The following is a 26,569-nucleotide window of genomic DNA, read 5'->3' on the forward strand; positions in this document are numbered from 1 at the left end:
TCCTTCGGATGCCGGAAAAATAACGACAGAAAGGAAACGACCGCACTGACGTGACGTTGTTAGGGCCTTAGCGGGATCCGGAGCCAGACGGTCATGAAGTTGTTTTCCTGCCAGGCGTGCGGGCAGATGTTGTTCTTCGAGAATGTCCGGTGCGAGCGTTGTTCGCGTCGCGTCGGTTATTGCAGCGAAGGAGCGACGCTTCTTGCTCTGGACCCCGCTGACGGCGATGGCGGAGTGGGCGCGGGAGGATGGATTCCGGTCGGCGGGGACGCGTCGGCGCCCCGCATGTTTTGCGTCAATGCGGAGCAGGATGCTTGCAACTGGCTGGTGCCCGCCGGAACTGAAGATCAGTTTTGCGTCGCCTGCGCGTTCAACAGGGTTATTCCCGATCTGACGGTCGAGGGAAATCTTGAGTTGTGGCGCAAGCTTGAAGCGGCCAAGCACTATCTGATCTACAGCCTGCTTCTGTTGAAACTGCCGATCAAAAAGTCTGTCGAAGCTGCGGACGGTGGTTTGATTTTTGACTTTATGGACGACCCTCCTGACGGGGAGGAAGGCCAGAAAGTGATGACGGGCCATGACGAGGGCGTCATTACAGTCGCGCTGCGAGAAGCGAATGACGCAGAACGCGAAAAGATGCGTCTGGAAATGGGCGAGTACTATCGCACAGTGCTAGGGCACTTCCGTCATGAAATCGGCCATTACTATTGGAATGTCCTCGTGCGGGATGCTGGACAGCTTGACGCGTGCCGCGCCGTGTTTGGTGACGACTCCCAGGATTATGGCGCGGCTTTGACCGCTCATTATGAAAACGGGCCGCCTGTCGGTTGGCAGGCGACGTATGTCAGTTCCTACGCCACGACGCACCCGTGGGAAGATTTCGCGGAAACGTGGGCGCATTACATACACATTGTCGATACATTGCAGACCGCGATGGCTTTTGGTCTTGTAGTCGACACGAGCACGCCCGAAGGTGATGGCGTGGAGCGTCATTTCAATTTCGATCCGTATTCGGCAGGATCTTTTGACGAAATCCTTAAGGCGTGGTTGCCGCTGACTGTCGTTGTCAATGCGCTCAATCGGTCCATGGGGCAGGCGGATCTCTATCCGTTCGTGATCACGCCAGAGATTGCGGAGAAGCTCCGCTTTATCCATCAGCTTGTGCATGGTCTGGTGCTTCCTGGAGCTTTGACGGAGGTTGTTTCGCAAGAACGGTCTGATACGATGTCTTGAAGAGTTTTATATATACCTAGAAGTAATTTGGGGGATGTATGGTTGAGGTTCATTTTTCTGAGGGATTTAGATCTCGTCATATGTCCATTGGAAATCCTCGCTTTGATGTAATACAAAATCACCAAAACAGGCTTCCTGCTTATATGGGGGATTCCAACGAGGTAGAGCCCTACCTATTGGAAAACGATCCTGCGGCGGCGCAATCCATCAACCATAGCCGCCGCGCGGAGGAGGTGAATTACGCGAGGCACAACAAGTTTTTGCTAAAGAAAAGCAAACATGGCGTTCAGCTTGGGCCCTACGCTAATACCGGCTTGACGCCAATTGGCAAGAAAACTCCGAGTACGACTTTGGTTTTTAAAGATGCCGGTGGGGTTAAAGAGTTTGAAAATTCTATATCCAAGGAAATTTCTATTTCAAAAATAAATGGCGATAAATTTATGATTGCGGTCGACCTGAAGTCTGCAACTTTAATCCAGTATAAAATGGACGGGTATCTTATGGACGGATCTTATAGCGCGGGGGGAGTCCGAGTTCAGATCGGTGGGGTTCTACGTTCTGGAGTCGCGACAGTAAATCATCTGGAAAATGCTGAGGGAATTAATTAATTTGTTTCTGGTTCGTATGGGTTCTGTGGCTGTGGATTCGTATTTTTTGCTTCCTGAGAAAAGAGGCCCCCGGCTCTTGAGCCGGGGGCAGATTTCTTAAGGACACCTTAGCCGGGGGCGATGAGTTGCGATTAATTGCCTCCAGTCCTGACGGACGTGGCGTCGTCGCATGCAGGCTCAAATATAGTCTGGCGTCGTATGGGGGAGGCGCTGATACAATTTCAGCGTGCGTATGTTTCGATGGAGGGCTGAGCGAAACAGAAATCGAGATCGGCAGCCGCTTTGTAAGTCCGACCAAGAAGCTGTAGCTCCGGAAATGTCGTCCAGCGTCTGTTTCGTATGCTATTGAAGCGTCGGAGCAGGTTCCTGTGACGCGGGCTTGTCGAGAGCATTGCGCACAGAACGGGCCACCCCTTAAAACGACTCCTTATGAACGAGACGATTCCCCTCGACGAGATGGTGGACGGTCGTGGCGGCGTTCGCCAGCACTGGCGACGGCTGCTCGCCGTGTTTTCCGATCTTGGTCACCGTGAACTGGCGGCTCGGAAGCGCCAGATCGCGGTGGCGCTGTCCGATCAGACCGGCTCGCCGCTGCCGATAGAGGCGTTGAGCGAGACGATCGAGGGGCGCGTCAAACCCCGCCGTTCGGACGTCGTGGCAGGTCAGAGCAAGCCTGTGATCTGCGATCCTCTGCCGATAATCCTGCGCGCCGAGGAATTTGCGGCGCTTGAGGCCGGGGTCATTCAGCGCGCGCGATTGGCGGAAAGCCTGTTGCACGATGTCTACGGCAAGCGCGAGACCTTGGCTCTGGGCCTGTTGCCTCCGGCTCTCCTGTGGGCGAATGCCGGGTTCATGCGCGGAGGAGAGTTGGAGGGCCAGCACGGCCATTCCCGGCGTTTTCTGTCGTCTTTCGCCGTGGATGTAGTGCGCGAGCAGGACGGCGTCTGGCGGGTTCTGGCGGAACAGAGCGTCAGGCCGGACGGAGCGGGCGTTGCGATGGAGGCGCGCCGGCAGATGGTGCGTGTCGCGCCGGAATTTTTTTCCGGACAGGATTTACGCCGCCTGGGGCCATTTCTCGATATCTGGCAGGAATCGCTGCAGCGGGCCGCGCCCGAAGGATTGACGAATCCCGGTCTGGCGCTGCTGACGCCGGGGCCGCATTGCCGGGATTGGGGCGAGCATGTGATTCTCGCGCGCGAACTGGGCTGTGTTCTGGTCGAGGCCGGGGATCTGGCGGTTCGCGAAGGCGAGTTGTGGCTGAAGACCGTAAGAGGTCTTCGGCGTGTGGATGTTCTGCTCGCCCGTCAGGACGGGCGAGCCCTTGATCCGCTGGAGCCCGACGGGACCGGCGCGGGTGGCGTCACCGGTTTGCTGGACGCCGCTCGTGCAGGCACGGTCCGGCTGGTGAATGATCCGCGCAGCGGATTCGTCGAGGCGCCGGGGCTCGCGCCCTTCCTCGCGCCGTTGGCCAATAGGCTTCTTGGTGAAAATCTTCTGCTGGAAAACGCGGCTTCCGTCTGGTTGGGAGACGAAGCGGGGGAGAGGTGTCTGGAGGAGATTCTCCGCTCTGACTTGGAAACTCCTGCGAGACGGTCCGTTGCGTGGAAGATAGGGTCCGCGTTGGACCCGGCCGAGCCGTATCTGCGGATTTCGGAGCTGAGCGCCGTCGAGCGCGCTGAGGCGGTGGATCGGATTCGACGCGCTCCGTGGCGTTACGTGGCTCGCCCGGTTCTGGCCCCGTCAGTCGCGCCGACCGTCGGCGTGGCGGAGTTCGTGCCCAGACCGGTGACGATGAGGCTGTTCGCGGTCCACGATGGTGAGGACTGGACGGTAATGCCGGGCGGTCTTGCAAGCGTGTATGAAGACGCCGTCCCCACGAATGGGGACGCTCGCGAGCACGTCGTCAAGGACGTCTGGGTTCTCGTGAACGATCAGATCGCGCCTCGGGAACATCCGGTCCATCTCGCCACCCCGTTGCCGATTCGGCGCTCCCTGGGCGATCTCCCCAGCCGCGCTGCGGATGATTTTTTCTGGCTGGGCCGATATCTCGAACAGATCGACAGCGCCGCGCGACTTCTACGCGTTGTACTTGCGCATATGGCGGGTGGTGAGCCATCGCCAAGAGAGCGGGTCGATCTCGAGACGCTCGTGCGGGAACTGCGCGCGGTTGGCCTTATCGATGAAATCCCGGCCTTCGGTTATGGGCTCTCCGCACTGACCCACACGCTCTCCCGGGCTATGGGAGAGCAGGGGTTGTTTGGGCGTATTTTGCGAAAAACTCTACGACTTGTCCCAGAACTTTCTGATCGCCTGACGCGTGAGATGCGTGATTTCATTATCCACAACTCCAACGCCCTACTGGACAAGCTGGCGGCTGCGCCGGGCCGCAGCGAAGTGTCGCGATCCATCGCGCGCGTGACGGTAATCACCGACGCGTTGCTGGTGTACGGGGCGACGCTCTCGGGCCTTACGGCGGAAAACATGGTGCGTTCCGGCGGGCGGCAATTCCTTGATCTTGGCCGTAGAATCGAACGCGCGTCGCTGGTTCTGTCGTGCTGCGCGGGCGTTCTGGAGCAACCCGGCGTTTATCAGCGCGGGCGGATGGAGGCGGCGCTTCGGTTGATGCTGGAAATATGCGACAGCGTCATAACCTATCGCTCCCGTTATTTTGGCGTCGTGCAGCCTGCGCCAGTGCTCGACTTGCTGTTGCTTGATGCGGACAACCCGCGTGGCGCCGGTTTCCAGTTGGCGGCGTTGCGGGATTCTCTTGGTGAACTGGCCAACGCTGGGGGGACAGCGCCGGCGGCGCAACGTGCGGCGTCGGGCGAATTGTCAGCCTCTGCAGCGCAGGTTCTGGATTCATTGACGATGGTTGTGGCGTCGGTGTTGGAGAGCCAGAATCAGGACCGCGCCGCAGCCGACGCGCCGGAGGCGCTGCGCAGCGCCTGCGCTTCGGTTCTTTCGTTGTCCGACCAGATTGGCCGCTGCTATTTCTCCGTACTGACCTCGCCGCGACTGGTCGGCATCATCGGCGACGATCTGGTGGCGGACAGCCATGACGAGGCGCTGGCATGATCTATCGCGTTCGTCATTCGACCGTGTACAGCTACGGAAATCCGGTCGACCTGGCCGCCCACGTGTTGCATGTAACGCCGCGAGATCTGCCGGGGCAGCGGGTGCTGTGGACGCGTCTCGATTGTGAGCCAACGCCGGTGAAGCGTCATGGTGGCGTCGATCATTTCGGAAATCCTGTCTTTTGGCTTTTCCATGAGGAACCGCATACGCGGTTCGAAATCGTGGCCGTATCGGAAGTTGACGTGGCGTTTGCGCCTCCGCCTCCGCCCCCGACGGAGGAGATATCTCCATGGGAGTTTATTCGAGACTGTTCAAGATTTGATGCTGATGTTTCTCAGTTTCTGTTTGACGGATCGATGTGTCGCGCCTCCGAAAAAGTTGGCGCCTATGCAGCGCAATCTTTCCCGGCGGGTCGGTCGCTGCTCGAAGGCGTTCTCGATTTCAATATACGCGTTTTCAAGGAGTTTCGTTTCCGCTCCGGCGTCACGTCATTGCGGACAACGGCGGACGAGGTGCTGGCGCGGCGGGAAGGGGTTTGTCAGGACTTTACGCACCTGATGCTCAGTGGATTGCGTTGGCTCGGTCTGCCGGCCCGATATATGTCGGGTTACATTCGTACGCGCCCGCCGCAGGGGCAAAAGCGTCGTCTGGGTGCTGATGTTTCGCATGCATGGGTCGGAGTCTGGCTGGGGCCAGAGTTTGGGTGGCTTGGCTTGGATCCAACGAATGGGATCGTGGTGCGAGACGAGCATGTGGTGTTGGGGTGGGGCAGGGATTACGCGGATATTAGCCCGGTTCGCGGTCTGATCCTTGGCGGCGGCGGCGATGCGCTGCGCGTTGGCGTCGATCTCGTGCCGGTCGAGGAGTGGGATGAGGACCCGACCTTGCGGGCGTTGACCGCGCCGCGTCAATCCGTAGACGCGGGCTGACATTTCACAGACGTCTGCAACTGCTGTGGTTCGCCGGGCGTGGCGCGGCAGGGCTGAAATTTACCTCGCCGTCCCGAAGCTGAGCTGGGGCACTTTTTTGTCAGATGTCGGAGCACGACCGGCAAGGAGGCTGCTCGGTCACGGCGGAGACAGCTTGATCGACACGGGGCAATGATCTGAAAGGTGATCAGGGGGGACGTCCGTGTTTTTGAAGGTGGCCACCCGGAGGCTGCCCGGCGCCATCCAGTGCTCTGCGCCGCCGCCAAGCAGCAGGTGATCGATGAAATATTCCCCGCCCCAGCATGGACTGGCGCGCCCGGAAGTGGTGAGCGTGAGCGGCGCGTCATGGGTCAGAGCCATATAAAATGGATCATGTGGCGTCAGGCGCCGGTTGAAATCGCCTATGATCGCGAAGGGCTGCCCTTCGTCTGTCCTTTCGAGAGCCCAATCCTCAAGTATTGCGAACTGGTCCTCCAGAGTGGGGCAGGAATGGCCGCGCTCATTCCATGGGTTGTCCCAGCACCCGGTCTTGAGATGCACCACGAGAACCCGCAATGCGGAGGCGCCGTCTCCGATCGTCACGTCCAGACCGCTCCGTAGTGCATGCGGCGCGGTGGGCGGGTAGACATTAAGAGCAGTGAGGTCGGGATTACGCGTCACATGCAGCGTGCGTTTCACCGCGATGCCCACGCGCTGTTCGATCCTGTCGTCTGACATGACGATCGCATAACGTGATGGGGGGAAGACCATCGCAGCCGTACGCGGTTGATCGACTTCCTGAAATCCTATGACATCGGCGTCCAGCTTTTGCGCGTAAGCCGCAAGTCGATCAAAATCTGCGGGCTGTCGCCGGTAGACGTCAGCAGGAATGCTTTTCTGCCCTTCGGGATCGCTGGTCAGCCAGTCGAGATTCCATGTCGCGATCTTGATCGGATCTGCATGGCACATGCCGGGTGAGGCCGTGACCAGCAACGTCGCCGCCACGGCTGAAATGGTGGCGATTCGTAAGAAGCCGTCTGGTAGCCTTCTTTTTTTACGACCAGTCATAACATCCGTGCAGCGAGTTTCGCGACCGTGTTCCGGCCACGCTTAACGGCGGTTATGGCTGGACGGCTAGCATTCGTCCAGCGCGTCGTCGACCCGGGGAGATCAGTCGTCGCAATAGGTTCGTTTGGATACCATTAGGACCGCTCTCGCGAATCGGATACTTTCGATGATCGCGAGAGCGGTACGCAGTGAGAAAGGCGCGGTTTCAGGCCGCCGCGTTCTCCGAAGTCTCCAGACTTGCAACGGCCTGCTCGATGCTGATCGTGCGGCGGGCGTTCTCGTCCAGAACCATAACTTCGCCGCTGCCGATATCGTAGAACCAGCCCTGCAGGATCAATTCCTGCCTGGCGAGAGCCGCTGCGACGGAGGGGTGGGTCCGCAGATGAGCGATCTGCAGCAGCACGTTCTGCTCAGCCATGCTGCGAACCGTCGCCGGTCCGCCATCGGTCGCGGCAAGAGCGACTGCGCGTGCGGCTTCGGCGTTGCGGAGCCAGGATTGCACGGTCGGCATTTTCGCCAGTTTGCCCGGATCGGGATCCAGAAGCGCCATCATGGCACCGCAGTTGGAGTGACCGCAGACGATGATGCTGGTCACCTTCAGTGCAACCACAGCGTATTCGATCGCCGACGACACGCCGCCGAGCATTTCGCCGTAGGCGGGCACGATGTTGCCGATATTGCGCAGAACGAAGAGTTCGCCCGGGTCGCTCTGGGTGATCAGGGTCGGGTTCACGCGACTGTCGGCGCAGGCGATGAAAAGCGTCGTCGGCGATTGACCATCGGCCAGTTCGGCGAACAGTTCGCGCTTCTGAGGGAAAATCTGTGTGTTGAAATGCTCTACGCCGCGCAGGAGCGCGATCAGGCTTTCTTTGGCGTCGTTGTTCGCCATACCGTTTCTCCTAAAAGAACCCGCTGTCTCAGCGGACCCTAACATGTGGCGCCAGCACGGAGAATGTCCCGGAGCGGTGTTGGTTGCCTCCTGAAAGGAATTGTCATGCGGACGACACCCTGATGAAATGCGCAGGCGGCCGATCTCAGGGGCGCCTTCAGGTCGTGATGGAATGCGTTTGATACTCAAAGCCCGTTTCTCGCTCTCAGGAGGACGTTCGCGGCGCTTGTGAGTTAAGCGTGGGAGCTACCGGAAAATCAGGCGGGAGGGGCGGTAGACCGGGTGCGGGCGAAAGTGCGTCGGATTTGGCGTCCTTGCCGACGGAAGACTGACGGTGTGCAGTTGAACGTCGTAACCGAGCACGTCGTTGGGGTGATCCGCGGTCATGAGGGAAGGGGCACGGATCGTCCTTGTCGCCGTTCCCATCGCCCTCAAGGGCGACGTTCCTTATGTGATGACCGGAGATGACGGGTTTTTGCCCAGTGTGGAGCTGGGTCGCGGCTCCGTTCCGGAGGTGCTTCGCGACATGATGACGCGCCGTCGCAGTTCCGGCGTGGTGCGTGCGGAGCAGTTGGCGCTGGAGGAGAGCCCGGACGGACGCTCGCCAGCCACAAGCCTGTATGTGGTGACGACCACGATAGAGGGCGACGCAGCGAACTGGTCCCCTTGCTATCATTACCTGCCGTGGGAGGATCGGCGCTCGCGGGGCGATCAGGTGCGAAGTCAGGCGTGGGAGCACGAAATAGAGCCAGGCCAGAAGTGGGTGAACCCTGAAATTCTGGCGGCGATGCTGATGGAGACGATCGACACGCCGTCTTATTCGGTAGGGCAGCTTTATCGACGCCGGATTGACGCCCTGTTCGGAACCGGCGGATGGCCGTGGCGACCGGAACTGGCGTACGAACGCTTCATGGCGTTGAGGGAGGCGGTGGTCGAAGGTCGCCTCGACGAAGACGCCTTGCATGCGCAGGGCGTGGCCGGGTTGGGCGATCGGGAACGGCATCTCGCGCGGGCGCTCGGCGTCGTACGCAATGCCTTCCGCTCGTTATCGGTTCCGACCGAGTTGATGCCGCGCCGTTTCACCTTGCGGCAGTTGCAGGCCGGGGTGGAGGGCGTGATGGGTGAGCATCGCGATAGTCAAATGTTTCGACGCGAGATTACTCGGACAAAGCTTGTCGCATCTGCGGGTGGGCTGGTTTCTGACGCGCTCGGTCGTCCGTCGCGTTTGTTCCGATTTAGAATTGAAATGGAAACGCTGCGTGAACTGCAAACGATGACACTGACTCCTCCGGTGGCGATCGAGCAATTGCAGTCTGAGACGTTGGACGCGGTGCTTGCTCCTCAGGACGAAGCCGGGGGGCATGAGAAGGTTCAACGCGAAAACGTGAAGCGCCGGTAACCGGATGATCACACTTATCGGGTAACCCGACCGTGGGGTCGAAGACCTCCGGCTATGGCGGGAGCACGACATGACAGGCGTTTCTTGCTGCGTTCTTTGGTTGGAATGTCTGGCGAGCCAGAGCGCGGCTATTCGATGATGCACTCTCTGGACACGCACGCGTTGAGGGGACAGCCTGTGATCGTGGGCGCAGGAGTGGCAGGGCTGCTCACGGCGTTGCATCTTGGCGACAGACCGTGCGTCATTGTATCGGCTGCCGAGAAACCAGGTGCGGGCGTGCTCGCCTCCGGTGTCGGAAAGGCGTTGGGGCGCGATGAAACGATTGCGGATCGTGCCACGAAGACGCTCACCAGTGGCGCGGGATTGGCGTCTCCGGAAGTCGTTCAGCGAATTACGAATGCAATGCCGCATGCGTTTGAGAGTCTGGCGCGCGTCGGCGTGGCGCTGGACACTCATGATTCGGGCGCCGCGCTTCATGCGGCGTTGCTGGCGAAGCTTCGTGATCGTCCAAACGTGACCATCGTGGCGCCCGCCATGCTCAGGCGGCTTACGATTATCGACGGACACGTCAGGGGGGTGAGCCTTGACGTTGGCGAGAGATTACTCGCGATAGACACGAACATTGTCATTCTTGCGTGTGGTGGCGCCTGCGGTCTCTTTCCTGGCGCCCTGACGCAAGGCCCCGGGATTGGGGCGGGCATGGCGGTCGCCGCGCGCGCTGGGGTGGATTTTTCAGATCTGGAACTGATTTATTTTCATCCGTTGGCGCTCGACGAGGGCGACGCGTGTTCGTCCGGAGTCTATGCGCCTGTCGAGTTCTGCAATTATGGCGTGCTGTTTGACGACGCCGGGTGCAGGCTGAGTGTCGACCAACTCGATCCGGGGTTGCTTGCGCGGGATATCGCCGTGCGCCGGGCTCAGGGGCGTGCAGTTTTTTTTGACATAACACGAGTTTTAAACAAGGATGTTCTTAAGCGGGATCCTGCGTTGAACACGATGGTTCAACGATGCCTCGCGCAGGGTTTCGATCCGCAGAAGCAGGCGTTGCCGGTTCGTCCGGCGGCTGCATTCCAGATCGGTGGGATTAAGGTGGATGCTGCTGGGCGCTCGTCCATTCCTGGACTTTGGGCGTGTGGAGAGATTGCATGCACCGGGTTCCATGGCGCGTCGATCAGCGCGGGTAACCCACTGCTGGAGGCGGTGGTTTGCAGCGGGTTTGTAGCGGAGAGCGTGCTAGGCGCGCCGTCCTCTCCATTATGCGACGTATCCGGCGTTCGTCCGGACCGTGCGCCATTGCACCGACAATTGCCGGCGGTGCGAAAGGCGTTCCGAAACGCGCTCGGTCCGATCAGAAATCGCGCCGGAGTTCTGCGTGAACTGGATGCGCTCTCTCGTTGTTCCGGCTATGACGATGCGGCGTTGATGGGGTGTCTGACGATGATTTCGGCGTTGATGCGTCAGGAAAGTCGTGGTGCACATTATCGGAGTGATTTTCAGAAAAGAGGCGCTGCTGCGCGCCACAGCGTTCTCACGGAAGCGGATATGCGCTCAATCGTAAGGACTATCGGGCGCAATCATTTTGGCCCGACGTCCGGGGACGCGCATATGTTGGACGGAGTTTTTGCAAGGGACGTCGATTTCGCCTCGCGTTTATAAATTGAGTGGCGCCTCGTGCCCATAAACCCTTCCAGGTGGCAGAAGTTTTCCTGGGTTGAGAATTCCGTCGGGGTCAAGGGTGTTTTTCAGCGCGCGCATCAGGCTAAGGGCGCCGTCTCCGTGTTCGGTTTCCAGAAATTCCTGCTTGCCCAGACCGACGCCGTGTTCGCCGCTGCATGAACCGCCCAGGCTTTGCGCACGCCCAACGATCAGGCGATCGAGTTCGAGGATGCGACGGCGTCCGTCGTCACTGTTTTCTGCAATCAACAATGCATGGAAATTCCCGTCTCCGACATGCCCGAGAAGCGCCGCCTGCAAGCCTGACGCGTCGATGTCCCTGCGGACGCCTGCGATGAGAACGCCGAGTTTTGAAATCGGCACGATGCAGTCTGTGGATATCACCAATGCTCCCGGAGCGAGCGATTTCGCCGCCCAGAATGCGTCATGCCGCGCCTTCCACAGGCGTGACCGCTCTTCGGCCGTATCAGCCCATGTGAAGCCTAACGCGTTGTTGTCGAGTGCGATGGCTTCCGTCGTTTGCACCTGTTCACGCACGGCTTCAGGGGCTCCGGCGAATTCGAAGAAGAGTGTTGGTAAGGGCTTCAGGTTTTCCAGTCTGGAATAGCGGATCGAGGCGCCCATCTGGACTTCGTCCAGCAATTCCACGCGGCTGATCGGTAAGCCGATCTGCACGAGCTGCATCGTCGTGGCGACGGCGTCGTCCAGACCGCGAAACTGACAGATCGCAGCGGATACGGTTTCGGGGAGTCCGTAGAGCCTGAGCTGTATTTCCGTGATGACGCCGAGCGTCCCCTCAGATCCGATAAACAGGGCCGTCAGATCGTAGCCCGTTGAGGATTTGCGCACCCGACCGCCGGTTCGAATCACCTCGCCTGTAGCGAGAACGACCGTAAGGCCGAGGACATTTTCCTTCATTGTGCCGTAACGTACAGCGGCGGTGCCAGATGCGCGCGTGGCGCACATGCCGCCCAACGTCGCTTCTCCGCCAGGGTCGACCGGAAAGAACAGTCCCTGATCGCGGATATTCGCGTTCAGAGACTGTCGTGTCAAACCCGCTTGCACGCGGCAGTCGAGATCGTCCGTGTTCACGGCGATGATCTTCGTCATCCGCGACAGGTCCAGGCTGATGGCGTGCTCTGGCGGCGTCACATGGCCTTCCAGCGAGGTTCCGGCTCCGAATGCGACGACCGGGACGCGGTGCTGATGGCATACGCGCAACGTTTCCGACACGTCTTCGGTGCTTTCTGCGTAAATGACTGCTTCAGGCAGGCGGGAGATGTCCAGCGCCTCGCCATGGCTGTGTTCTTCGCGAACTGAGTGTGTCGTGCTGACCCGATCGCCGAACCGTGTTCGCAATGTCTCGATAGCGGTGCGGACACGGTGGGCTTGCGTATCTGTATCGGCGAGAGCGGTCATGGAGAGTTGGGGTCCTGTGATCGACTGGAGGCTCTGGGCGCCGGGTAGACGCGTTGGCCGTATGTGAGCGGAAAACGCCCCTTTGGAAAAGACCGCGTCGCGCGGCTCTGGCGTGCGCCGGTGCAGGCGAAAGGATTGACTCACGCGGCGGCCGTCTGACGATCGCGCTTCGGTCGGTCGAAAATCAGGTCTCGGTGCAGAGCGTTCAGGTTGTGTTCGCCTTGAGAAACGGTCGGCGCGGCCAGCTCTCCCAAAGGCTCTGGCGTTACGAACAGGTTCATCTGTTTCTGAGATGCGCGTATTTCGGCGGGATCGCCTGTTGTCGCCGTAGCCCTCGACGATGCAACGCGCGGGATCGCGGGCATCAAGCGTCATGCTCACGTTGGGGCTGGAATGCGAGAGTCGGATCGCCATCAGGGCCTCAACCGAATGGGCGTCAACGGGTTCGGTGGAGCAGCTCCACTGTTTCACGTTTTCTGGAGGCCCTGCCTCTCCCCGACGAGCGCTGGCGGATCACGCTTGGCCCCGCATGACGCGGGCGTAGAGAGACGGCAGCACCAGAAGGGTCAGCAGCGTGGAGGACACGAGGCCGCCGATCACGACTGTCGCCAGCGGCCGTTCGACCTCCGCCCCTGCGCTTGTCGAAAACGCCATCGGGAAGAAACCAAGGCTTGCGACCAGCGCCGTCGCCATGACCGGACGAAACCGCTCCTCGGCCGCCTGGAACGCCGCTTGTGCGGCGTCCAGCGTCAGGTCTCGCCGTAACGCGCCGATGGCGGACAGTAGTACAACGCCGTTCAGGATCGCCACGCCGAACAGGGCGATAAAGCCGATGCCCGCAGAAATACTGAACGGAATTTCCCTGAGCCACAGGAGAAAAATTCCGCCGGTGGCCGCTATCGGCAGATTGAGGAACACCAGCAGTGCGGCGCGCGCCGAACCAAGGGCGGCGACGAGAAGGATGTAGATCAGCGCAAGCGCGATCGGCACCACGATCTCCAGCCGACGCATCGCGGATTGCAGGTTGCGGAACTGCCCGGCCCATTCCATGCGATATCCGGGCGGCAGAAACACCGCCTTGGTCACCCGCGCCTGCGCTTCGGTCACGAAAGAGCCAAGGTCGCGGCCACGCACGTTGGCTTGCACGATGATACGGCGGCGGATGCCGTCACGGCTGATGCGCGGCGGACCATCCTGAACTGCGATATGCGTTACGGAGGAAAGGGGGGTGGAGGCGCGCCCGTCCGCGCGTCTAACGCGAAGCTGTCCTATCTGTTCGACGGAGGTTATGTCGGAGGCGGCGAAGCGGATCTGGGTCGGAATGATGGCGTCGCCCACGATCACTGGCCGCGCGACGAGGCCGCCGATTGCGGACACCGTGTCGAGGATGTCGGATGCAGCCACGTCCAGCCGCGCGGCGCGGTCTCGGTCGATGTCGATATGCACGAACGGCACGGTTCCATCGTCCTGCGGCGCCACGTCGGCGGCGCCGGGAATCGCCGCCATCGTCGCTGCGACTTGCCGGGCGAGGCGGGAAAGAACGTCCAGATCGTCGCCGTAGATCGACACGGCGATCTGACTCCGCACGCCGGACAGCAAGTCGTCCATCCGCATTTCGATCGGCTGACTCCAGTTCTGTAGCGTATCTGGCAATTCGTCATGGAGTCTGCGGCTCATCGCGTCGACCAGCCCCTGCTGAGTGCGAGCCGTCGTCCATTGCGACGGGTCTTTGAGGAAGATGAAGCTGTCGGTTTCGTTCACGCCCATCGGGTCAGTGGGAATGGCGGAGGAGCCGGTTGTGCTGATCACCGACGTGACTTCGGGAAAGGAGCGGAGAATCCGCTCCTGCTGCGTCACGCCCGCCAGCACGGTGGGGAGCGATGCGCTCGGCAGGCGCGTCGTCGTGACGGTCAGGGCGCCTTCCTCCAGCGTCGGAATGAACTCGCCGCCCAGCCGGGTGGCGAGAAACACGGAGAGCAGAAAAACGCCGATGGCGGAGCCAAACATGGTTTTCGGGTGCGCTTCTCCCCACGTGACCATGGGGCCGTAGCCCCGACGCAGGATCGAGACCAGCTTCGTGTCGCCTGCGTTCTCGTTCACGCCGTCGTCGATGGCGTGTAGCGGGCTGCGGCGCAGGGCGAGCGACGCGATGACGGGGATGAACACGACGCACCACACGAGCGAGGCGAGCAGAGCCATGATCACGGTCTGGGCCATCGGGCGGAACATCTTGCCTTCAACGCCCTGCAGCGTGAGCACTGGCAGGTAGACCATGACAATCACCAGGATTGCGAAGCTGACGGGGCGTATCACCTGCGCAAGCGAACTGACCACCAGCGTTGGCAACGCCACGTTACGTTCGCGCGCCCTGCGTGAAAGAACGTGTTCGACGACGACCAGAGAACTGTCGACAATCATGCCGAAATCGATCGCGCCGAGGCTGAGCAGGTTGGCCGACACGCCGAACAGCCGCATGCCGGCCATGGCGCAGATAAGCGCGAACGGAATGCTGGAGGCGATCACCAGAGAGGCGCGCCAGTCGCCGATCACCACGATCAACACAACGATCACCAGCGCCGCGCCCAGCGCGAGGTTCTCCTTTACGGTCGCGATGATTTTTTCCGTCAGTCCGTCGCGCGCGTAGTACGGCGCGATGCGCACGCCCGGCGGCAGGCTGCGCTGGATCGCGGGAAGCCGCCGTCGGATTTCGCCCAGCGTGGCGTTCGAACTCGCGCCCTGCTGCATCATCACGACGCCCACGACAGCTTCACCCATGCCGTCATGCGTCACCGCGCCCAGCAGGGTGCGGGGAGCGCGCGAGATTTGTCCAAGGTCGCGCAGGCGGATGACCGTTCCGTCCGGGGCGACGTGCGCCGGTATGGCGCCAAAATCCGCAAGGTCGCGGATCAGTCCGCGTCCCACGACAATCTGTTGTTCAGCGTGGCGTTCGATCCAGCCTCCGCCGCTGGCGGCGTTATTGGCCTCGACCGCGCGAAAGACGTCGCTGACGGAGACGCCATACGCGACGAGCCGTGCGTCGCTCAGGCTGACTTGCCAGGTTTCCTCCCCGCCGCCGTTGATGTTGACGTCCGCGACGCCCGAAATCAGTCGAAACTGCGGCGCGATCGTCCAGGCGGCGAAGCGGTTCAGCTCCATCAGGGAGCGATCCTTACCCTCCACGCGAAACTGCATGATCTCGCCCATGCCGGTCGAGCGGGGCCCCATGTTGATGGACAGGTTCGGTACGGTGAGAGATCCGCGTAACTGTCCGATCCGCTCGCTCACCCGCGTTCGGTCGAGATCTATGTCGGTGCCATCGGCGAACTGCACATAGACGACGGATACGCCGGAGCGTGAAATGGAGCGCAAGTCCACGAGGTCCGGCAGGCCGGTCATCGCGCTTTCGACCGGGAAGGTGATGAGTTTTTCGACTTCCTCCGTGGCGAGGCCGGGCGCCACGACCGATACCAGAACCTGCCGCGGGGAGATGTCGGGGACTGGCTCGACAGGCAACCCGGCAAGCGAGGCGACGCCGACGGCGATGATCGCGGCCAGGACGCCGAACAGCAGAAACCTGCTTTTCTGAAGGGCGTGGAGGAGGCGCATCGCGTCAGTCGTTGTCGCCGAGTTGCGCAACAGCGCCAATGGATTTCAGGGAGAAGGCGCCTTGCGTCACGATTGTCTCGTCGCCACGCAGACCGGAGCGGACGATCACGCGGCCGCCGTCTTCGAGGCCGGTGACGACGGGGACCGGGCGAAAGCGTTCCGGTGCTTCTTGCACAAAGACAAAATCCCGCCCGTCGATCTGTTGTACGGCGTCAGATGGGACAGTCACGCCGGTCTGCTGCGTCGTCGAGTGCAGTCTTGCGTCCAGCATGGCGCCCGGCCGCAAGGCACCGTCTGGATTGGCGACCTCGGCGATGACGCGCAGCAGGCCGTTCGTCGGGTCGGCCGCCTGATCGACGCTGGCGATCTTTCCGCTCCATGGCCACGCGTCGTCGCTTTCGGTCTGAGCGTCGTCTCCGTTGTTCGTTCCCTTTCCGGCGGGGCGCGCGTCGAAGCGCCCTCCCGGCGAAAGTTGCGTGGCGTTCTCGGGGGCGATCCAGGCGACGAACCAGACACGTGACAGGTCTGCGACAGTCGCTACGTCCGTTCCGGTTTCGATATCCGCGCCGGGGGCTGCGGAAATGGATTGCACCACGCCGTCGACGGGTGACAGAAGCGTCGAGCGTTCGTCCTCGTCGATGCGCTCCGTGACCGAGGTGTATTCTTCCTGAAACCGGTGGCTGATCGTGCCGACGTCGGCTTCGCGCGCCGCCAGATTGGCGTCCGCTTGCTGCAGCATTGCTGTCCTGCGCTGGAGTTCGCCTTGCGACACCGTAGCGCCCACCAGCGCGCGTCCCCGGTCGTAAGCCAGCCGCGCGTCGGTCTGCTCAGCGCGGGCCGCGGCGAGGGCGGCCTGCGCCTGCGCGCGTTGCAACTGCGCCACATGCAGGGCGTGGTCGGTGTAGTCGATAAGTCCTTCGCCGCGCTTCACCTTCTGTCCGGGGATGACGCTCACGGCCAGAACCTTGCCTGAGCCTGCCGGGCGCACATGGACGACCAGCCGGGTGTCCGGCTGGATCTGGGCCATGGCGGGCAACGTGCGTTCCAGCGTTTCGCGGGAAGGGTGACCAGTGACGACGTTCTCTGTTTTCTGGGCGGCCAGACTCATCGTCACCATGCTCGCGGCGGAGGATGTGCTGGCGATGTCCTGAGTGGTTGTGGAGGTGCTGACCGCAACAGGTTTTGCCGCCGTGGGCGCCGTTGTAACGCTCTTGGCGGGTGAAATTTTGGGTGCGGAGTCCACGGTGATGGCCGCCACGCCCGAACCTGTGGATATGGCGGTTGTGGCCATGGTTGCAGTGGGCGGGAACGTCAGGAGCATCGCGGCGACGGCTGCGGTGACGGCCTTCAGGCGCGCGCGAAGCGGGCGTTCGGCGTTGAGCGGCTTCTGAAGCGCGAGGTGCTGCATGGAGTTTAGGGGGCCTGCGATGTCCACGCGGATGCATATCATACGAACCTGACGGCGCGCTGAATGGCGGAGGAGGTCTTTACGGCCATGAGGCGCGCGTTCTCAGGGTTGACAGATCGGGCCGTGAGCGGCTTCCTCCGACGCCTCATTTTACGCGCGGTTCCGGCGCGGCTCACCTCAGACAGGACTTCAGCAATGCATCCGTATCGCACCCATAGCTGCGCCGCCCTTCGGGCAGAAGACGCTGGCGCGACCGCGCGTCTCTCGGGCTGGGTGCACAGCAAGCGCGATCATGGCGGCCTGTTGTTCATCGACCTTCGCGACCATGCGGGCATCACCCAGATCGTCATTCCAGCCGGATCTTCGGTGATGGAGGCCGCCGAGGCCGTCCGCGTCGAGAGCGTGGTCACGGTGACGGGTGAGGTCGTGCTGCGTGACGGGGCGACACGCAACCCTAACCTGCCGACGGGCGATATCGAGGTGCGTGCGAAGGAGTTCGTCGTGCAGTCCGCCGCCGCGGTGCTGCCTTTCCAGGTCGCTGGACAGGAGCACTACCCGGAAGATCTGCGTCTGAAATACCGCTACCTCGACCTTCGGCGCGACAAGGTGCGCCGCAACATGATGCTTCGCGCGCAGGTCATCGCGAGCCTTCGCCGCCGGATGGTCGAGCAGGGTTTCACCGAGTTTCAGACGCCGATCCTGACGGCGTCCTCGCCGGAAGGCGCGCGCGACTTTCTTGTGCCCGCACGCATGCACCCGGGCAAGTTCTACGCGCTTCCGCAGGCGCCGCAGCAGTTCAAGCAACTGGCGATGGTGGCCGGACTGGACCGCTATTTCCAGATCGCGCCGTGCTTCCGCGACGAGGCCGCCCGCGCCGACCGCAGCCCCGGCGAGTTCTACCAGCTCGACTTCGAGATGGCCTTCGCGACGCAGGAAGAGGTGTTCGCGACGCTGGAACCCGTCATGGAAGGCGTGTTCCGGGAGTTCGGCGGCGGTCGCGAAGTCAGCGCCGCGCCCTTCGTGCGTATTCCGTACGCCGAGGCGATGGCCGTCTATGGTTCCGACAAGCCGGACCTTCGCAATCCGTTGAAGATCAGCGATGTGACCGAGGCGTTCGCGGGTTCGGGCTTCGGCCTGTTCTCCAAGATTGCGGCGGATGGCGGCGAGATCCGCGCCATCCCGGCGCCGGGCGCGGGCGACAGGCCGCGCGGCTTCTTCGACAAGCTGAACAACTGGGCGCGTGAGAACGGCGCTGGCGGTCTTGGCTATATCGTGTTCGAAGCCGATGGTGGCAAAGGTCCGATCGCCAAGAACCTTGAAGCCGAGCGCGTCGAGGCGATCCGCGAGAAGACTGGTCTTAAGGCTGGCGACGCCGTGTTCTTTGCTGCGGGCAAGGGCGACGATGTCGCGAAATTCTCCGGTCTGGTGCGCACGCGCATCGCGACGGAGCTGGACCTGATCGAGAAGGACGCGTTCCGCTTCTGCTGGATCGTCGACTTCCCGATGTACGAGCTGAACGAGGAAACGAAGCAGATCGACTTCTCGCACAACCCGTTCTCGATGCCGCAGGGCGGGCTTGATGCGTTGAACACGCAGGATCCACTGAAGATCAAGGCGTATCAGTACGACATCGTCTGCAACGGCATCGAATTGTCGTCCGGCGCCATTCGTAACCATCTGCCGGAAGTCATGATCCGCGCGTTCGAGATCGCCGGTTATCCGGAAAGTGAGGTCGAGGCGCGTTTCGGCGGCATGCTCAACGCGTTCCGTTACGGCGCGCCGCCGCATGGCGGTTCGGCGCCGGGCGTGGATCGTATGGTCATGCTGCTGGCCGACGAGCCGAACATCCGCGAAGTGATTCTCTTCCCGCTGAACCAACAGGGCGAGGACCTGATGATGGGTGCGCCTGCGCCCGTCGAGCCCGCGCGTCTGAAGGAACTGTCGTTGGCGCTCGATCTGCCCAAGCCGAAGCCGACGGCGAAGATCGAGCCTACAAACGCCGGCTGACGCCTGGTTCATGGAGGCGGGTCGTTACGGGCGGCGATTGCGCTCGGACACGGTTTGCCCTCTTCTGGGCGCATGATTTCGCATAAAGCTCCGGGCGTATGATCATGGAACGATTCAGACCCACGTCAGGAGGTCGGAGGGTCGCGGCCGTAGCGGCGTTGGCGATCATGTGCGGCCCTGCCTCAGCTTTCGCCGCCTCTTCTTCCTCGGAGCTTGCGCAAGCGCCAACGACAGGCGGCGGGAATGCGACGCCTGCCGGTGCAATTGCGGCTCCCACCCTCACGCCCCCCGGCGCCAATGATGCGGAAATTAGCGCCGCGCCGCATCGTGCGGTCTATGATCTGACTCTCTCAGCCGTCGGTGGAGGGGACGTCGTCGCGGCGAACGGGTCGATGACTTATGCGGTGTCCGATTCGTGCGGCTTCTGGTCCACCGAACAGATGCTGAAGGTTCAGACCGTATCCAGATCCGGTGCGGCGTCGGAGCAAACCTCGGAATATTCTGCTCTGGAAAGCAAGGACGGACGGCAGTTCCAGTTCGCTACGACGCAGAAATCCGGCGACCAGACTGTGATGGTCATACGTGGCGACGCGACGCTCGACGCCGACGGCTCAGGCGTCGTGCATTACTCCGCTCCGAAAAAGAAAACCGTGACCCTGCCGAAGGGGACGCTTCTTCCAATGGCCCATACGCTGGCCATTCTCCACGCGGCGAAAGATGGCGCGCACGATCTCGCGCGTCCGCTGTTTGATGGCACCGGAGCGGACGGCGCGCAGCTAAGCTACGTGTCTATTCTTGGCTGGACTCCTTCGGACGGCCAGGCGCCGTTCCCCGCGTTGTCCGGCTTGATGACGGCGCGGGTCCGGGTCGCGTTCTACGCCGTCGATCCGGGGGCGATGCTGCCGGATTTTGAGATGGGCATGCGGTATTACGCCAATGGCGTATCCGACAGGCTGGATATGGATTTCGGCGATTTTCGAATGAAGGGCGCTTTGCGAAGCTTTCAACTGAAGCCAAAGCCGAAACGTTGCGGCGCAGGACTTCGTTAAGTCTTGTTCCCGACCATTGACCGGCGGGGAATGCATTCCCATTATTTTATGAAGTAAAGTTCACTGTTCGGCTGGCCTTGCAAGGCGGTCGCGACGCCGCCGGTTTTCGGGGCGTGAGAGGAGTGTGTAACGTATGAGCGGACAAACCGCACAGGATGTGCTGCGGCCGCGCCTTAAGGCGCTGATCGCGCAGGCTGAATCGGATGGGATCGCGCCGGACGTGACGATCGCCCTGTTGCTTAACCTGCTGGAGACGGAAGATTTAGGCGTCCCCACGCCGCCTGAGGAGGACGCGTGAGCACGGTCGACCCCTATGAAATTCTGGGCGTCGCCCGAACGGCGAGCCAGGACGATATCCGCAAGGCCTATCGCGCACTTGCGAAGAAATATCACCCTGATCTGAATCCCGGTGACAAGGCTGCGGAGGAGAAGTTCAAGTCGATCAGCCGGGCTAATGACCTGCTGTCCGACGAAAATCAGCGCGGCCGTTTCGACCGTGGCGAGATAGACGGGTCTGGGCAAGAGCGGGCTCCGCCCGGCTACGGCGCCCATGGCGGATATCGCGATTTCGCGGATGGAGCGGGCGGCTTCCGATATGGCGGAGGCGGCGGGGGGTTCTCTCAGGAAGATCTGGGTGACATTCTTGGCGGTATGTTCGGCGGCGGCCGGGGCGGCTTTGGCCGCAGGTCGGGAGGACCCGAACGCGGCGCCGACCGGTCTTACTCCCTGACCGTACCGTTTGTGGACGCTGTGCTTGGGGCGACCTCACGCATCAACCTGCCGGGCGGCGCGGAGCTTGACGTTCGCATTCCGCCGGGGATTGAGGACGGGCAGGTGCTTCGTCTGCGTGGTAAAGGCGCGCCCGGCCAGCAGGGCGGACCTGACGGAGACGCGCTGATCACCGTTACGGTGACGCCGGACGCCCGTTACACACGGGAAGGACGCGATCTGCGTCAACGGCTGCCGGTTGATCTTAAGACCGCCGTGCTCGGCGGGCCGATCATGGTTCCGACGCCGTCCGGCACGGTGCGTATGAATGTGCCCGAAGGCTCCGACACCGGGTCGGTCATGCGTCTGCGCGGACGCGGCGTCAAAGAGCATGGCGGGCACGAAGCGGGTAATCTCTACGTCGTCCTCGAAATTCACGTAGGCAAACCTGACGATGCCTTGCAGGCCTTCCTGAAGGACTGGAAGCCGGAAGGAGGCGCCGTCGGAGGGGAGGCGGCATGATTACGATCGAAGTCCTCGCCAGCCGCATTGGCCGGGTGAGCGCTGACGAGATCGAGGCATGGATCGGCCACGACTGGATCCGGGCGGAAGGCGTTCCCGGTCATTATGTGTTCAGCGAAATCGACGTTGCGCGAGCCGGATTGATCGTCGAACTCCGGGAGGATCTGGGCGTCGGTGACGACGCTCTGTCCCTAGTACTCTCGTTGCTGGACCAGCTTTATGCAACGCGCCGGGAAATGCGCCTTGTCGCAGCCGCTCTGGACGGCGCGGCGAGCGATCTCGATCCGGATGGGACCCTCGTTCCGCTGCTGCGTGAAGCCATGCTCCGGCGTCTGCCGTCTTCGCAAGAATAATACCGACCGGTCTCCGACGTCGCTGGGCGGAACTTAACAGGGGCTGGCGCGTCCCATACTGGGGCTGGCGGGAGAGGCGATGGCGTGATGGATGCGAATCTGCGACAGCGCGAAACCAAAGCCGCCGATCCGACCGTGAAGGCGTTTCTCGCTGAGTTGCGTGGTGGCGCTCGCGCTACGAACACGCTGTTTGTGGACGCCCACAGAATGTTGTTGTGTGATACTGCTTGTTCCGCAAATTTGACTGCTGTGACGGAGCGCATTGCTGCGACCGTACGTATTGCAGTGAGCACGGGCGACACTTCGGACGACAGTATGATCTCGGCTGTGGAAGCCTGTGGGGGCGGCCACTGTGCGGCTGCGCGGGTAGTTGATCCGAGGGGCGCATTTCTTGGAGTGCTGTGCTGTCTGTGGAATGAGGAGCCTGACGGCGACACCCTTGTGATCGGCAGGCAAGCGTTGACGTTGCATGCAAGGCTTTTGGGACGATTTTTGGAAACCGCGAGCCGTCTGGCCGTGGTTGAGGATGAAGCAGTGAGACGCGAGCGGTTCATCGCCGCGCTGACACACGATCTGCGAAATCCTCTTGCTGCGGTGTTGGCCGGTTTGCGGTTGCTGGAACGCAAGCCCGACCGATGGAACGATTTTGTTCCGCAGATGAGACAGTCTGTCGGCAGGATGAACAGATTGATTGACGGGGCATTCGATCTTGTCGACCTGCAACTGACCGGGGTGACGTCCTCTGACGGGACGGCCGTTGGTATGGATGAACCGGGAGCAAGCTGCGCTGACGTCGGCCGAACCGACAGTGTTGCGGTTGCACAACTCGGAGATTTGCGGGTGAGGACGCCCGAAAGTCTGACGTTTGTGTTGCGCGAGGTCGTTGAGGAGTTCAGGGCGGCCCAACCAGAGGTCATCGTCACGACCGATTTCAACCTTCTGGCGCCGGTTTACTGCGACAACGATCGGATGGCTCAGCTTTTGGCTTCTCTTCTTTCCTCTGGGCGGGCGCTGGAGTTAGCTGAGCAGACTATCGCAGTGACAGCTGTGTCCGGGCCGCAGGGATTTGAATTGGATGTGCTTGCGAACCCGGCTGTTGAGGTGCGGGATATATCCTCACATATTCAAGATCCGTTTGATGGTGGAAGCAGAAGCGATCGTTCGCTCGACCTTGGGCTTTATGTCGCCGCTATAATCGCGCGCCTGCATGGAGGAGAGATTGTGGCGGTTCGCGAGGGGGAGGCGACGCGGTTGATCTTTCGCATCGGGACAAATGCCGGACCGGGGTGCCAGGCCTCTGGCTCAACGCTTGGGATATAACGGATCGCGGGCATAAGCGCGGTATCTGTGCCGAGTGGCGGTGAGTTGGCAAAAAAGAATACGCACGCTTTTTAAATGGCTGACCTGCCTGATAGATCAGATGAAAAGCCGCACGACGCTTCGCCCATTACATAGAATATGAAATTCCGAATTCAAATCTTCTCTTTTGTAACAATGTCGCTGTAAGGCGCACCTGATCGATCATTGGGGTCGCTATACAGCCTGCATAGCCCGGCGATGTCGTGAAAAACAGGTTGTAAGCACCCCGAAAATTCACTGGATAAGTGACTGCGTAAGGTCATTTGCAGGCCACATTATATCGGGGCGCCACCATTGCAGGCTGTCACCGATCACGTGAATGACCGGTCAGAGGGATGCTTGCGTTCGTCACGTCGACGCGTTTAGTCAAAAATCGGTTTAATCGACTCCTCCGACGGTCGAACCTTCGTCACATCTGATGGCTTCAAGGCGTCAGTGTAGTGATTGCCGAAATGTGTGCGCACGTAATTCACGATAGCTGCGATTTGACTATCGGAAAGTTTGTCTGCGAACCAAGGCATTCCGCCGAACCCATTTGCGACGACGTAAGCGGGATAACTGCTCGACGCAAGTTTGGGGTTTCCACTTAATGCAGGAAAGTGAGCTGCTCCCTCTGCTCCTTTTGCGTCCGCCATATGGCATGCCTTGCATAGCGTCTGATACAGGACGCGACCGTCAGTGGTTGTCAGTTTGTTCGTTGTAATCGCATCCGCGCTGTCCGCCCATGCGGCGTTGGGAAGGCAGGCCAATGCGATCAACATTAAAGCAAGTTTGTGCATTAGCCGACTCCCGAAGCGCGTTTGTGCAGCTGCTCAATTGCGTTGATGGAGGAAAGCACGGATCCCTCCTGCCATCCACCAATGTACGAAGCGTGCTCGCCCGCAAGAACAATACGATTGTCCATAGTGCACAGGTTTTTATAGTGATCTTTGCGGCGCTGCTCGCTCCAGATTGAAGAACATCCCATAGCCCAAGGGACGCGGCTCCAGGCGACAGCGACGCCGGATGAGTATTCCTTGCGGTATTGTTTGTGAATTTTTTCGCCTGAGGCTATCGATGCTTCGATCCGCTCGGCGGGCGTCATGCCAGCAAAGCGAAACGCCTGCACGTCTTCCCACAGATAGGCTGCCAGAAGAACGGCCTTGCCATTGGAAAAGTATTTCGTGCTTGGGTAAGATATTTGTGTAATTGGAAGATCAGTGAACGAAATTCCTCCATATATCTGTTCATCTTCCTCCCAGAATCTGCGGTTAAATTCCAACCCGACTTTTATGGCTGGAGCATAAGGCACGGCGGCGATTGCTGCGCGCATCGAGCCGCTCACCTGAATGTCAAGTTGAGACAAAATGGACAGTGGGATAGTGCAAATACAGTAGTCGGCCTTTGCTACACGAGTGGCGCTTCCATGCGCGTCGTCAGTGTACGTAACGGATACGCCTGAATCATCCTGATGAATTGCGGTGACCTTGCATCGGAGATTAATGACGTTTTGCAGCTGTTTTTGAAACGCCTTTCCGATTTGATCCATGCCGCCAACAGGCTGGAACATGCTTGTCTGATGATTGAGAAGCGAGTTTACGGAAATTGCCTGCCATAACCCGGAGCTGAAAATATCTCCTCTGGAAAGCGGCGTCGATGCGACGGACGGGCCGTCCAGACCGCCGCCGGGCGGCTTTTCGTAGCCTCGACGCATCGATGTCAGATCGCTTTTCTTGTAAGCATAGGAGGCGTCAAGCATGCCGCAACTTTTTAGAGACTGCAGAATATGCTCTCGCTCATCGGCGCTGATTTCATTGTCCAGAGCGTGCTGATTTACAGATTTTGCCAAAAGCTCTGAAACATAACCAGAGTAGTCGGCGTCCACTACGCGATACCTTTGTGGTGCGCCACTGAAGGCCGTGCTCGAATGCACATAGGCGTTGTGGTTGACCTGAACAAAAGGTTCCAGTGCGACGCCCAGCGTGCGGCAGTAATGCAGGACGGCCTGGTGATGATAGGGTATCCGCCAAGGGCCAGGATTAAAGTAATTGCCTTGAGCAAAACCTACATGTTGGACGGCGCCGCCCAGTTCCTCAAAGGTGTCTCCGCCGCGAAGGGAGAAATTTCGCCCGCCGGCCCGGTTTTGATATTCAAGAATTTGAACTTTGTAGCCAGCTTTTTGTAATTCATAGGCAGCGACCATGCCTGCCAGACCAGACCCGAGGATCAGAACGCTTGTTCCCGGGCGAGCGCCAGACAATTTGGGCGGGTTGACGAAATCACTCGGCGCAGCATGACCGAGGCTCGTCATCGCCTGATAAAGGGCTCCGGCGCCAGCAACTGCTCCTATTCGCGACAGGAGTTGTCGCCGCGTGGCGGCCGTCTCGTGCTCTGGCATGAAAAGTCATCTCCCCGAAACATGCTGACAAAAAATATTATTTGCGCGCAACAGTCAATCAACCGACTCAACGTTCACATAGCCAGTCTGCCGTCGAAACTCCTCCAAAGCATCGAAGATCAATCGCCTCGACTTGAGCCAGATATCGAGGCGAGTGGCCAGTTCGGGAACGACGACGTGTGGCTTGCGCCGCTGGGAAGTTTCGATGCTGTGGAGCATTTCGCGGCGCCCCACGGGGGCAATGGAACTGCTTTTGGTCAGGTGAAATGCCGAGATCGGGTCGCGCAATCCACTAAGGATGATAAGTGGAAATTTGCTCGGCGGGTTCGTGCGGGCGCACGCGGTTTGTTGCTGATAACTGGTGTCGTGAGATTGCTTGGCACATGACGCGTCGCCTCTTGCGCCAAGCTTCTGGGGCGATATTTACGGTGGGTGGTTATCCGGTCGCACGATGCACTCCAGGTGACACTCGTTTTAGAAGCGGAACACCGGTAGTTCGATATGCTGGCTGGACGTTGCGCCATCCATTTTGAAGACGGCGGAATTCTCGGACTGCAATGTGAAAGACACGACGCGTCCATCCTCGCTGGTCTTCCATGCGTTGGCGCCATCAGGTGCGAGGGCGTAGTCAGCCTTGCCTCCCTTCCGTAGGAAGTCTGGAAGATGAACAAGCAGACGGCTTGCAGGCCCGGCCGCCCGGTTTGCGCTGACGGTGATCGCGGGCAGGCCCATCGACGCCCATGATCCTGCCGTTTGCGGAGCCGTGTAGACGACGCTGGTCTCCTGTTTCGGCGCTGCGGCGTGAGAGTGGGTTACGTTCACGGCCAGTCCGAGAGCGAGGGAGGGAAGGATGAGAGAGCGGCGCATCAAAAGCGTTCCTCGGAAAATGAGCGGTATGAACATCCGC

The 26,569-nt window shown here is 60.6% G+C and carries 22 protein-coding genes; 12 read left to right on the top strand and 10 right to left on the bottom strand.

The features are described 5' to 3' along the window. Positions 1 to 93 precede the first annotated feature (93 nt). From HK28_RS09935 to HK28_RS09950, 4 genes are all read left to right on the top strand, one after another. Positions 94 to 1,233, top strand: coding sequence for a putative zinc-binding metallopeptidase (locus HK28_RS09935; protein ID WP_086644426.1), 1,140 nt, complete (start codon positions 94 to 96; stop codon positions 1,231 to 1,233). 38 nt (positions 1,234 to 1,271) lie between these two features. Then, complete coding sequence (locus tag HK28_RS09940; RefSeq protein WP_143217395.1) at positions 1,272 to 1,841, top strand: hypothetical protein; 570 nt, start codon at positions 1,272 to 1,274, stop codon at positions 1,839 to 1,841. A gap of 429 nt (positions 1,842 to 2,270) precedes the next feature. Continuing rightward, positions 2,271 to 4,916: a circularly permuted type 2 ATP-grasp protein gene (locus tag HK28_RS09945; RefSeq protein WP_086644428.1), complete on the top strand. Its 2,646-nt coding sequence runs from the start codon at positions 2,271 to 2,273 to the stop codon at positions 4,914 to 4,916. Beyond that, positions 4,913 to 5,845, top strand: a complete 933-nt coding sequence (locus tag HK28_RS09950) for a transglutaminase family protein (RefSeq protein ID WP_086644429.1) — start codon at positions 4,913 to 4,915, stop codon at positions 5,843 to 5,845. Before HK28_RS09945 ends, HK28_RS09950 begins: the two co-directional genes overlap by 4 nt. A gap of 138 nt (positions 5,846 to 5,983) precedes the next feature. Here HK28_RS09950 and HK28_RS09955 read toward each other — a convergent pair whose 3' ends face one another. Together HK28_RS09955 and HK28_RS09960 are read right to left on the bottom strand one after the other, a co-directional pair. Continuing rightward, entirely contained in the window at positions 5,984 to 6,793 is an 810-nt protein-coding gene (locus HK28_RS09955) for an endonuclease/exonuclease/phosphatase family protein (RefSeq protein WP_086644461.1), read from the bottom strand. A 304-nt stretch (positions 6,794 to 7,097) separates the two neighbouring features. Next, on the bottom strand, positions 7,098 to 7,781 hold the full coding sequence (locus HK28_RS09960) for a carbonic anhydrase (protein ID WP_086644430.1): 684 nt from the start codon (positions 7,779 to 7,781) through the stop codon (positions 7,098 to 7,100). 385 nt (positions 7,782 to 8,166) lie between these two features. Between HK28_RS09960 and HK28_RS09965 the strand changes: the two genes are divergently transcribed. Continuing rightward, entirely contained in the window at positions 8,167 to 9,180 is a 1,014-nt protein-coding gene (locus HK28_RS09965; RefSeq protein ID WP_086644431.1) for an NrtR DNA-binding winged helix domain-containing protein, read from the top strand. A 135-nt stretch (positions 9,181 to 9,315) separates the two neighbouring features. Next, a complete protein-coding gene (locus HK28_RS09970; protein ID WP_233140474.1) occupies positions 9,316 to 10,836 on the top strand; it encodes an FAD-binding protein in 1,521 nt (506 codons plus the stop codon). Here the strand turns inward: HK28_RS09970 and HK28_RS09975 are convergent. The 4 genes from HK28_RS09975 to HK28_RS09990 all read right to left on the bottom strand — a co-directional run bounded on the left by HK28_RS09975 (position 10,831) and on the right by HK28_RS09990 (position 17,287). Then, positions 10,831 to 12,273 carry an FAD-binding oxidoreductase gene (locus HK28_RS09975; protein WP_086644433.1) on the bottom strand — a complete coding sequence of 481 codons (1,443 nt, stop codon included), beginning with the start codon at positions 12,271 to 12,273 and terminating at the stop codon, positions 10,831 to 10,833. The genes HK28_RS09970 and HK28_RS09975 overlap by 6 nt on opposite strands. A gap of 140 nt (positions 12,274 to 12,413) precedes the next feature. Continuing rightward, on the bottom strand, positions 12,414 to 12,638 hold the full coding sequence (locus tag HK28_RS09980; RefSeq protein WP_086644434.1) for a hypothetical protein: 225 nt from the start codon (positions 12,636 to 12,638) through the stop codon (positions 12,414 to 12,416). 148 nt (positions 12,639 to 12,786) lie between these two features. Further along, positions 12,787 to 15,879, bottom strand: coding sequence for an efflux RND transporter permease subunit (locus tag HK28_RS09985; protein ID WP_086644462.1), 3,093 nt, complete (start codon positions 15,877 to 15,879; stop codon positions 12,787 to 12,789). 4 nt (positions 15,880 to 15,883) lie between these two features. Next, complete coding sequence (locus tag HK28_RS09990) at positions 15,884 to 17,287, bottom strand: efflux RND transporter periplasmic adaptor subunit (RefSeq protein WP_158093443.1); 1,404 nt, start codon at positions 17,285 to 17,287, stop codon at positions 15,884 to 15,886. 195 nt (positions 17,288 to 17,482) lie between these two features. Here HK28_RS09990 and aspS point away from each other — a divergent pair, with 195 nt between their 5' ends. The 6 genes from aspS (at position 17,483) to HK28_RS10015 (ending at position 23,246) form a co-directional block, all read left to right on the top strand. Then, entirely contained in the window at positions 17,483 to 19,294 is a 1,812-nt protein-coding gene (gene aspS, locus HK28_RS09995) for an aspartate--tRNA ligase (protein ID WP_086644463.1), read from the top strand. Between the two features lie 104 nt (positions 19,295 to 19,398). Next, positions 19,399 to 20,343: an EipB family protein gene (locus HK28_RS10000; RefSeq protein ID WP_158093444.1), complete on the top strand. Its 945-nt coding sequence runs from the start codon at positions 19,399 to 19,401 to the stop codon at positions 20,341 to 20,343. A gap of 133 nt (positions 20,344 to 20,476) precedes the next feature. Continuing rightward, on the top strand, positions 20,477 to 20,641 hold the full coding sequence (locus tag HK28_RS14160) for a hypothetical protein (protein WP_198945858.1): 165 nt from the start codon (positions 20,477 to 20,479) through the stop codon (positions 20,639 to 20,641). Continuing rightward, positions 20,638 to 21,573, top strand: a complete 936-nt coding sequence (locus HK28_RS10005; RefSeq protein WP_086644437.1) for a DnaJ C-terminal domain-containing protein — start codon at positions 20,638 to 20,640, stop codon at positions 21,571 to 21,573. Before HK28_RS14160 ends, HK28_RS10005 begins: the two co-directional genes overlap by 4 nt. Beyond that, positions 21,570 to 21,926 (top strand): chaperone modulator CbpM, encoded by a 357-nt coding sequence (locus tag HK28_RS10010; RefSeq protein ID WP_086644438.1) that lies wholly within the window; start codon positions 21,570 to 21,572, stop codon positions 21,924 to 21,926. Before HK28_RS10005 ends, HK28_RS10010 begins: the two co-directional genes overlap by 4 nt. Before the next feature lie 87 nt (positions 21,927 to 22,013). Further along, the gene (locus tag HK28_RS10015) at positions 22,014 to 23,246 is read left to right on the top strand and encodes a sensor histidine kinase KdpD (protein ID WP_086644439.1); all 1,233 of its coding nucleotides are present in this window, start codon (positions 22,014 to 22,016) and stop codon (positions 23,244 to 23,246) included. Between the two features lie 401 nt (positions 23,247 to 23,647). Here HK28_RS10015 and HK28_RS10020 read toward each other — a convergent pair whose 3' ends face one another. The 4 genes from HK28_RS10020 to HK28_RS10035 form a co-directional block, all read right to left on the bottom strand. Next, the gene (locus HK28_RS10020) at positions 23,648 to 24,064 is read right to left on the bottom strand and encodes a cytochrome c (protein ID WP_086644440.1); all 417 of its coding nucleotides are present in this window, start codon (positions 24,062 to 24,064) and stop codon (positions 23,648 to 23,650) included. Next, a complete protein-coding gene (locus HK28_RS10025) occupies positions 24,064 to 25,662 on the bottom strand; it encodes a flavin monoamine oxidase family protein (RefSeq protein WP_233140475.1) in 1,599 nt (532 codons plus the stop codon). Before HK28_RS10025 ends, HK28_RS10020 begins: the two co-directional genes overlap by 1 nt. Positions 25,663 to 25,716: 54 nt before the next feature. Further along, a complete protein-coding gene (locus HK28_RS13815) occupies positions 25,717 to 25,881 on the bottom strand; it encodes a hypothetical protein (RefSeq protein WP_158093446.1) in 165 nt (54 codons plus the stop codon). A gap of 255 nt (positions 25,882 to 26,136) precedes the next feature. Next, the gene (locus HK28_RS10035) at positions 26,137 to 26,529 is read right to left on the bottom strand and encodes a hypothetical protein (RefSeq protein WP_143217397.1); all 393 of its coding nucleotides are present in this window, start codon (positions 26,527 to 26,529) and stop codon (positions 26,137 to 26,139) included. Between the last annotated feature and the right edge of the window lie 40 nt (positions 26,530 to 26,569).

The sequence above is a fragment of the Acetobacter sp. DsW_063 genome (assembly GCF_002153745.1).
Taxonomy (GTDB): domain Bacteria; phylum Pseudomonadota; class Alphaproteobacteria; order Acetobacterales; family Acetobacteraceae; genus Acetobacter.

Coding starts and splice junctions, on each gene's coding strand:
- HK28_RS09935 (WP_086644426.1), top strand. CDS start 94: ATGAAGTTGTTTTCCTGCCAGGCGTGCGGGCAGATGTTGTTCTTCGAG.
- HK28_RS09940 (WP_143217395.1), top strand. CDS start 1,272: ATGGTTGAGGTTCATTTTTCTGAGGGATTTAGATCTCGTCATATGTCC.
- HK28_RS09945 (WP_086644428.1), top strand. CDS start 2,271: ATGAACGAGACGATTCCCCTCGACGAGATGGTGGACGGTCGTGGCGGC.
- HK28_RS09950 (WP_086644429.1), top strand. CDS start 4,913: ATGATCTATCGCGTTCGTCATTCGACCGTGTACAGCTACGGAAATCCG.
- HK28_RS09955 (WP_086644461.1), bottom strand. CDS start 6,793: ATGTGCCATGCAGATCCGATCAAGATCGCGACATGGAATCTCGACTGG.
- HK28_RS09960 (WP_086644430.1), bottom strand. CDS start 7,781: ATGGCGAACAACGACGCCAAAGAAAGCCTGATCGCGCTCCTGCGCGGC.
- HK28_RS09965 (WP_086644431.1), top strand. CDS start 8,167: ATGAGGGAAGGGGCACGGATCGTCCTTGTCGCCGTTCCCATCGCCCTC.
- HK28_RS09970 (WP_233140474.1), top strand. CDS start 9,316: ATGATGCACTCTCTGGACACGCACGCGTTGAGGGGACAGCCTGTGATC.
- HK28_RS09975 (WP_086644433.1), bottom strand. CDS start 12,273: ATGACCGCTCTCGCCGATACAGATACGCAAGCCCACCGTGTCCGCACC.
- HK28_RS09980 (WP_086644434.1), bottom strand. CDS start 12,638: ATGCCCGCGATCCCGCGCGTTGCATCGTCGAGGGCTACGGCGACAACA.
- HK28_RS09985 (WP_086644462.1), bottom strand. CDS start 15,879: ATGCGCCTCCTCCACGCCCTTCAGAAAAGCAGGTTTCTGCTGTTCGGC.
- HK28_RS09990 (WP_158093443.1), bottom strand. CDS start 17,287: ATGCAGCACCTCGCGCTTCAGAAGCCGCTCAACGCCGAACGCCCGCTT.
- aspS (WP_086644463.1), top strand. CDS start 17,483: ATGCATCCGTATCGCACCCATAGCTGCGCCGCCCTTCGGGCAGAAGAC.
- HK28_RS10000 (WP_158093444.1), top strand. CDS start 19,399: ATGGAACGATTCAGACCCACGTCAGGAGGTCGGAGGGTCGCGGCCGTA.
- HK28_RS14160 (WP_198945858.1), top strand. CDS start 20,477: ATGAGCGGACAAACCGCACAGGATGTGCTGCGGCCGCGCCTTAAGGCG.
- HK28_RS10010 (WP_086644438.1), top strand. CDS start 21,570: ATGATTACGATCGAAGTCCTCGCCAGCCGCATTGGCCGGGTGAGCGCT.
- HK28_RS10015 (WP_086644439.1), top strand. CDS start 22,014: ATGGATGCGAATCTGCGACAGCGCGAAACCAAAGCCGCCGATCCGACC.
- HK28_RS10020 (WP_086644440.1), bottom strand. CDS start 24,064: ATGCACAAACTTGCTTTAATGTTGATCGCATTGGCCTGCCTTCCCAAC.
- HK28_RS10025 (WP_233140475.1), bottom strand. CDS start 25,662: ATGCCAGAGCACGAGACGGCCGCCACGCGGCGACAACTCCTGTCGCGA.
- HK28_RS13815 (WP_158093446.1), bottom strand. CDS start 25,881: ATGCTCCACAGCATCGAAACTTCCCAGCGGCGCAAGCCACACGTCGTC.
- HK28_RS10035 (WP_143217397.1), bottom strand. CDS start 26,529: ATGCGCCGCTCTCTCATCCTTCCCTCCCTCGCTCTCGGACTGGCCGTG.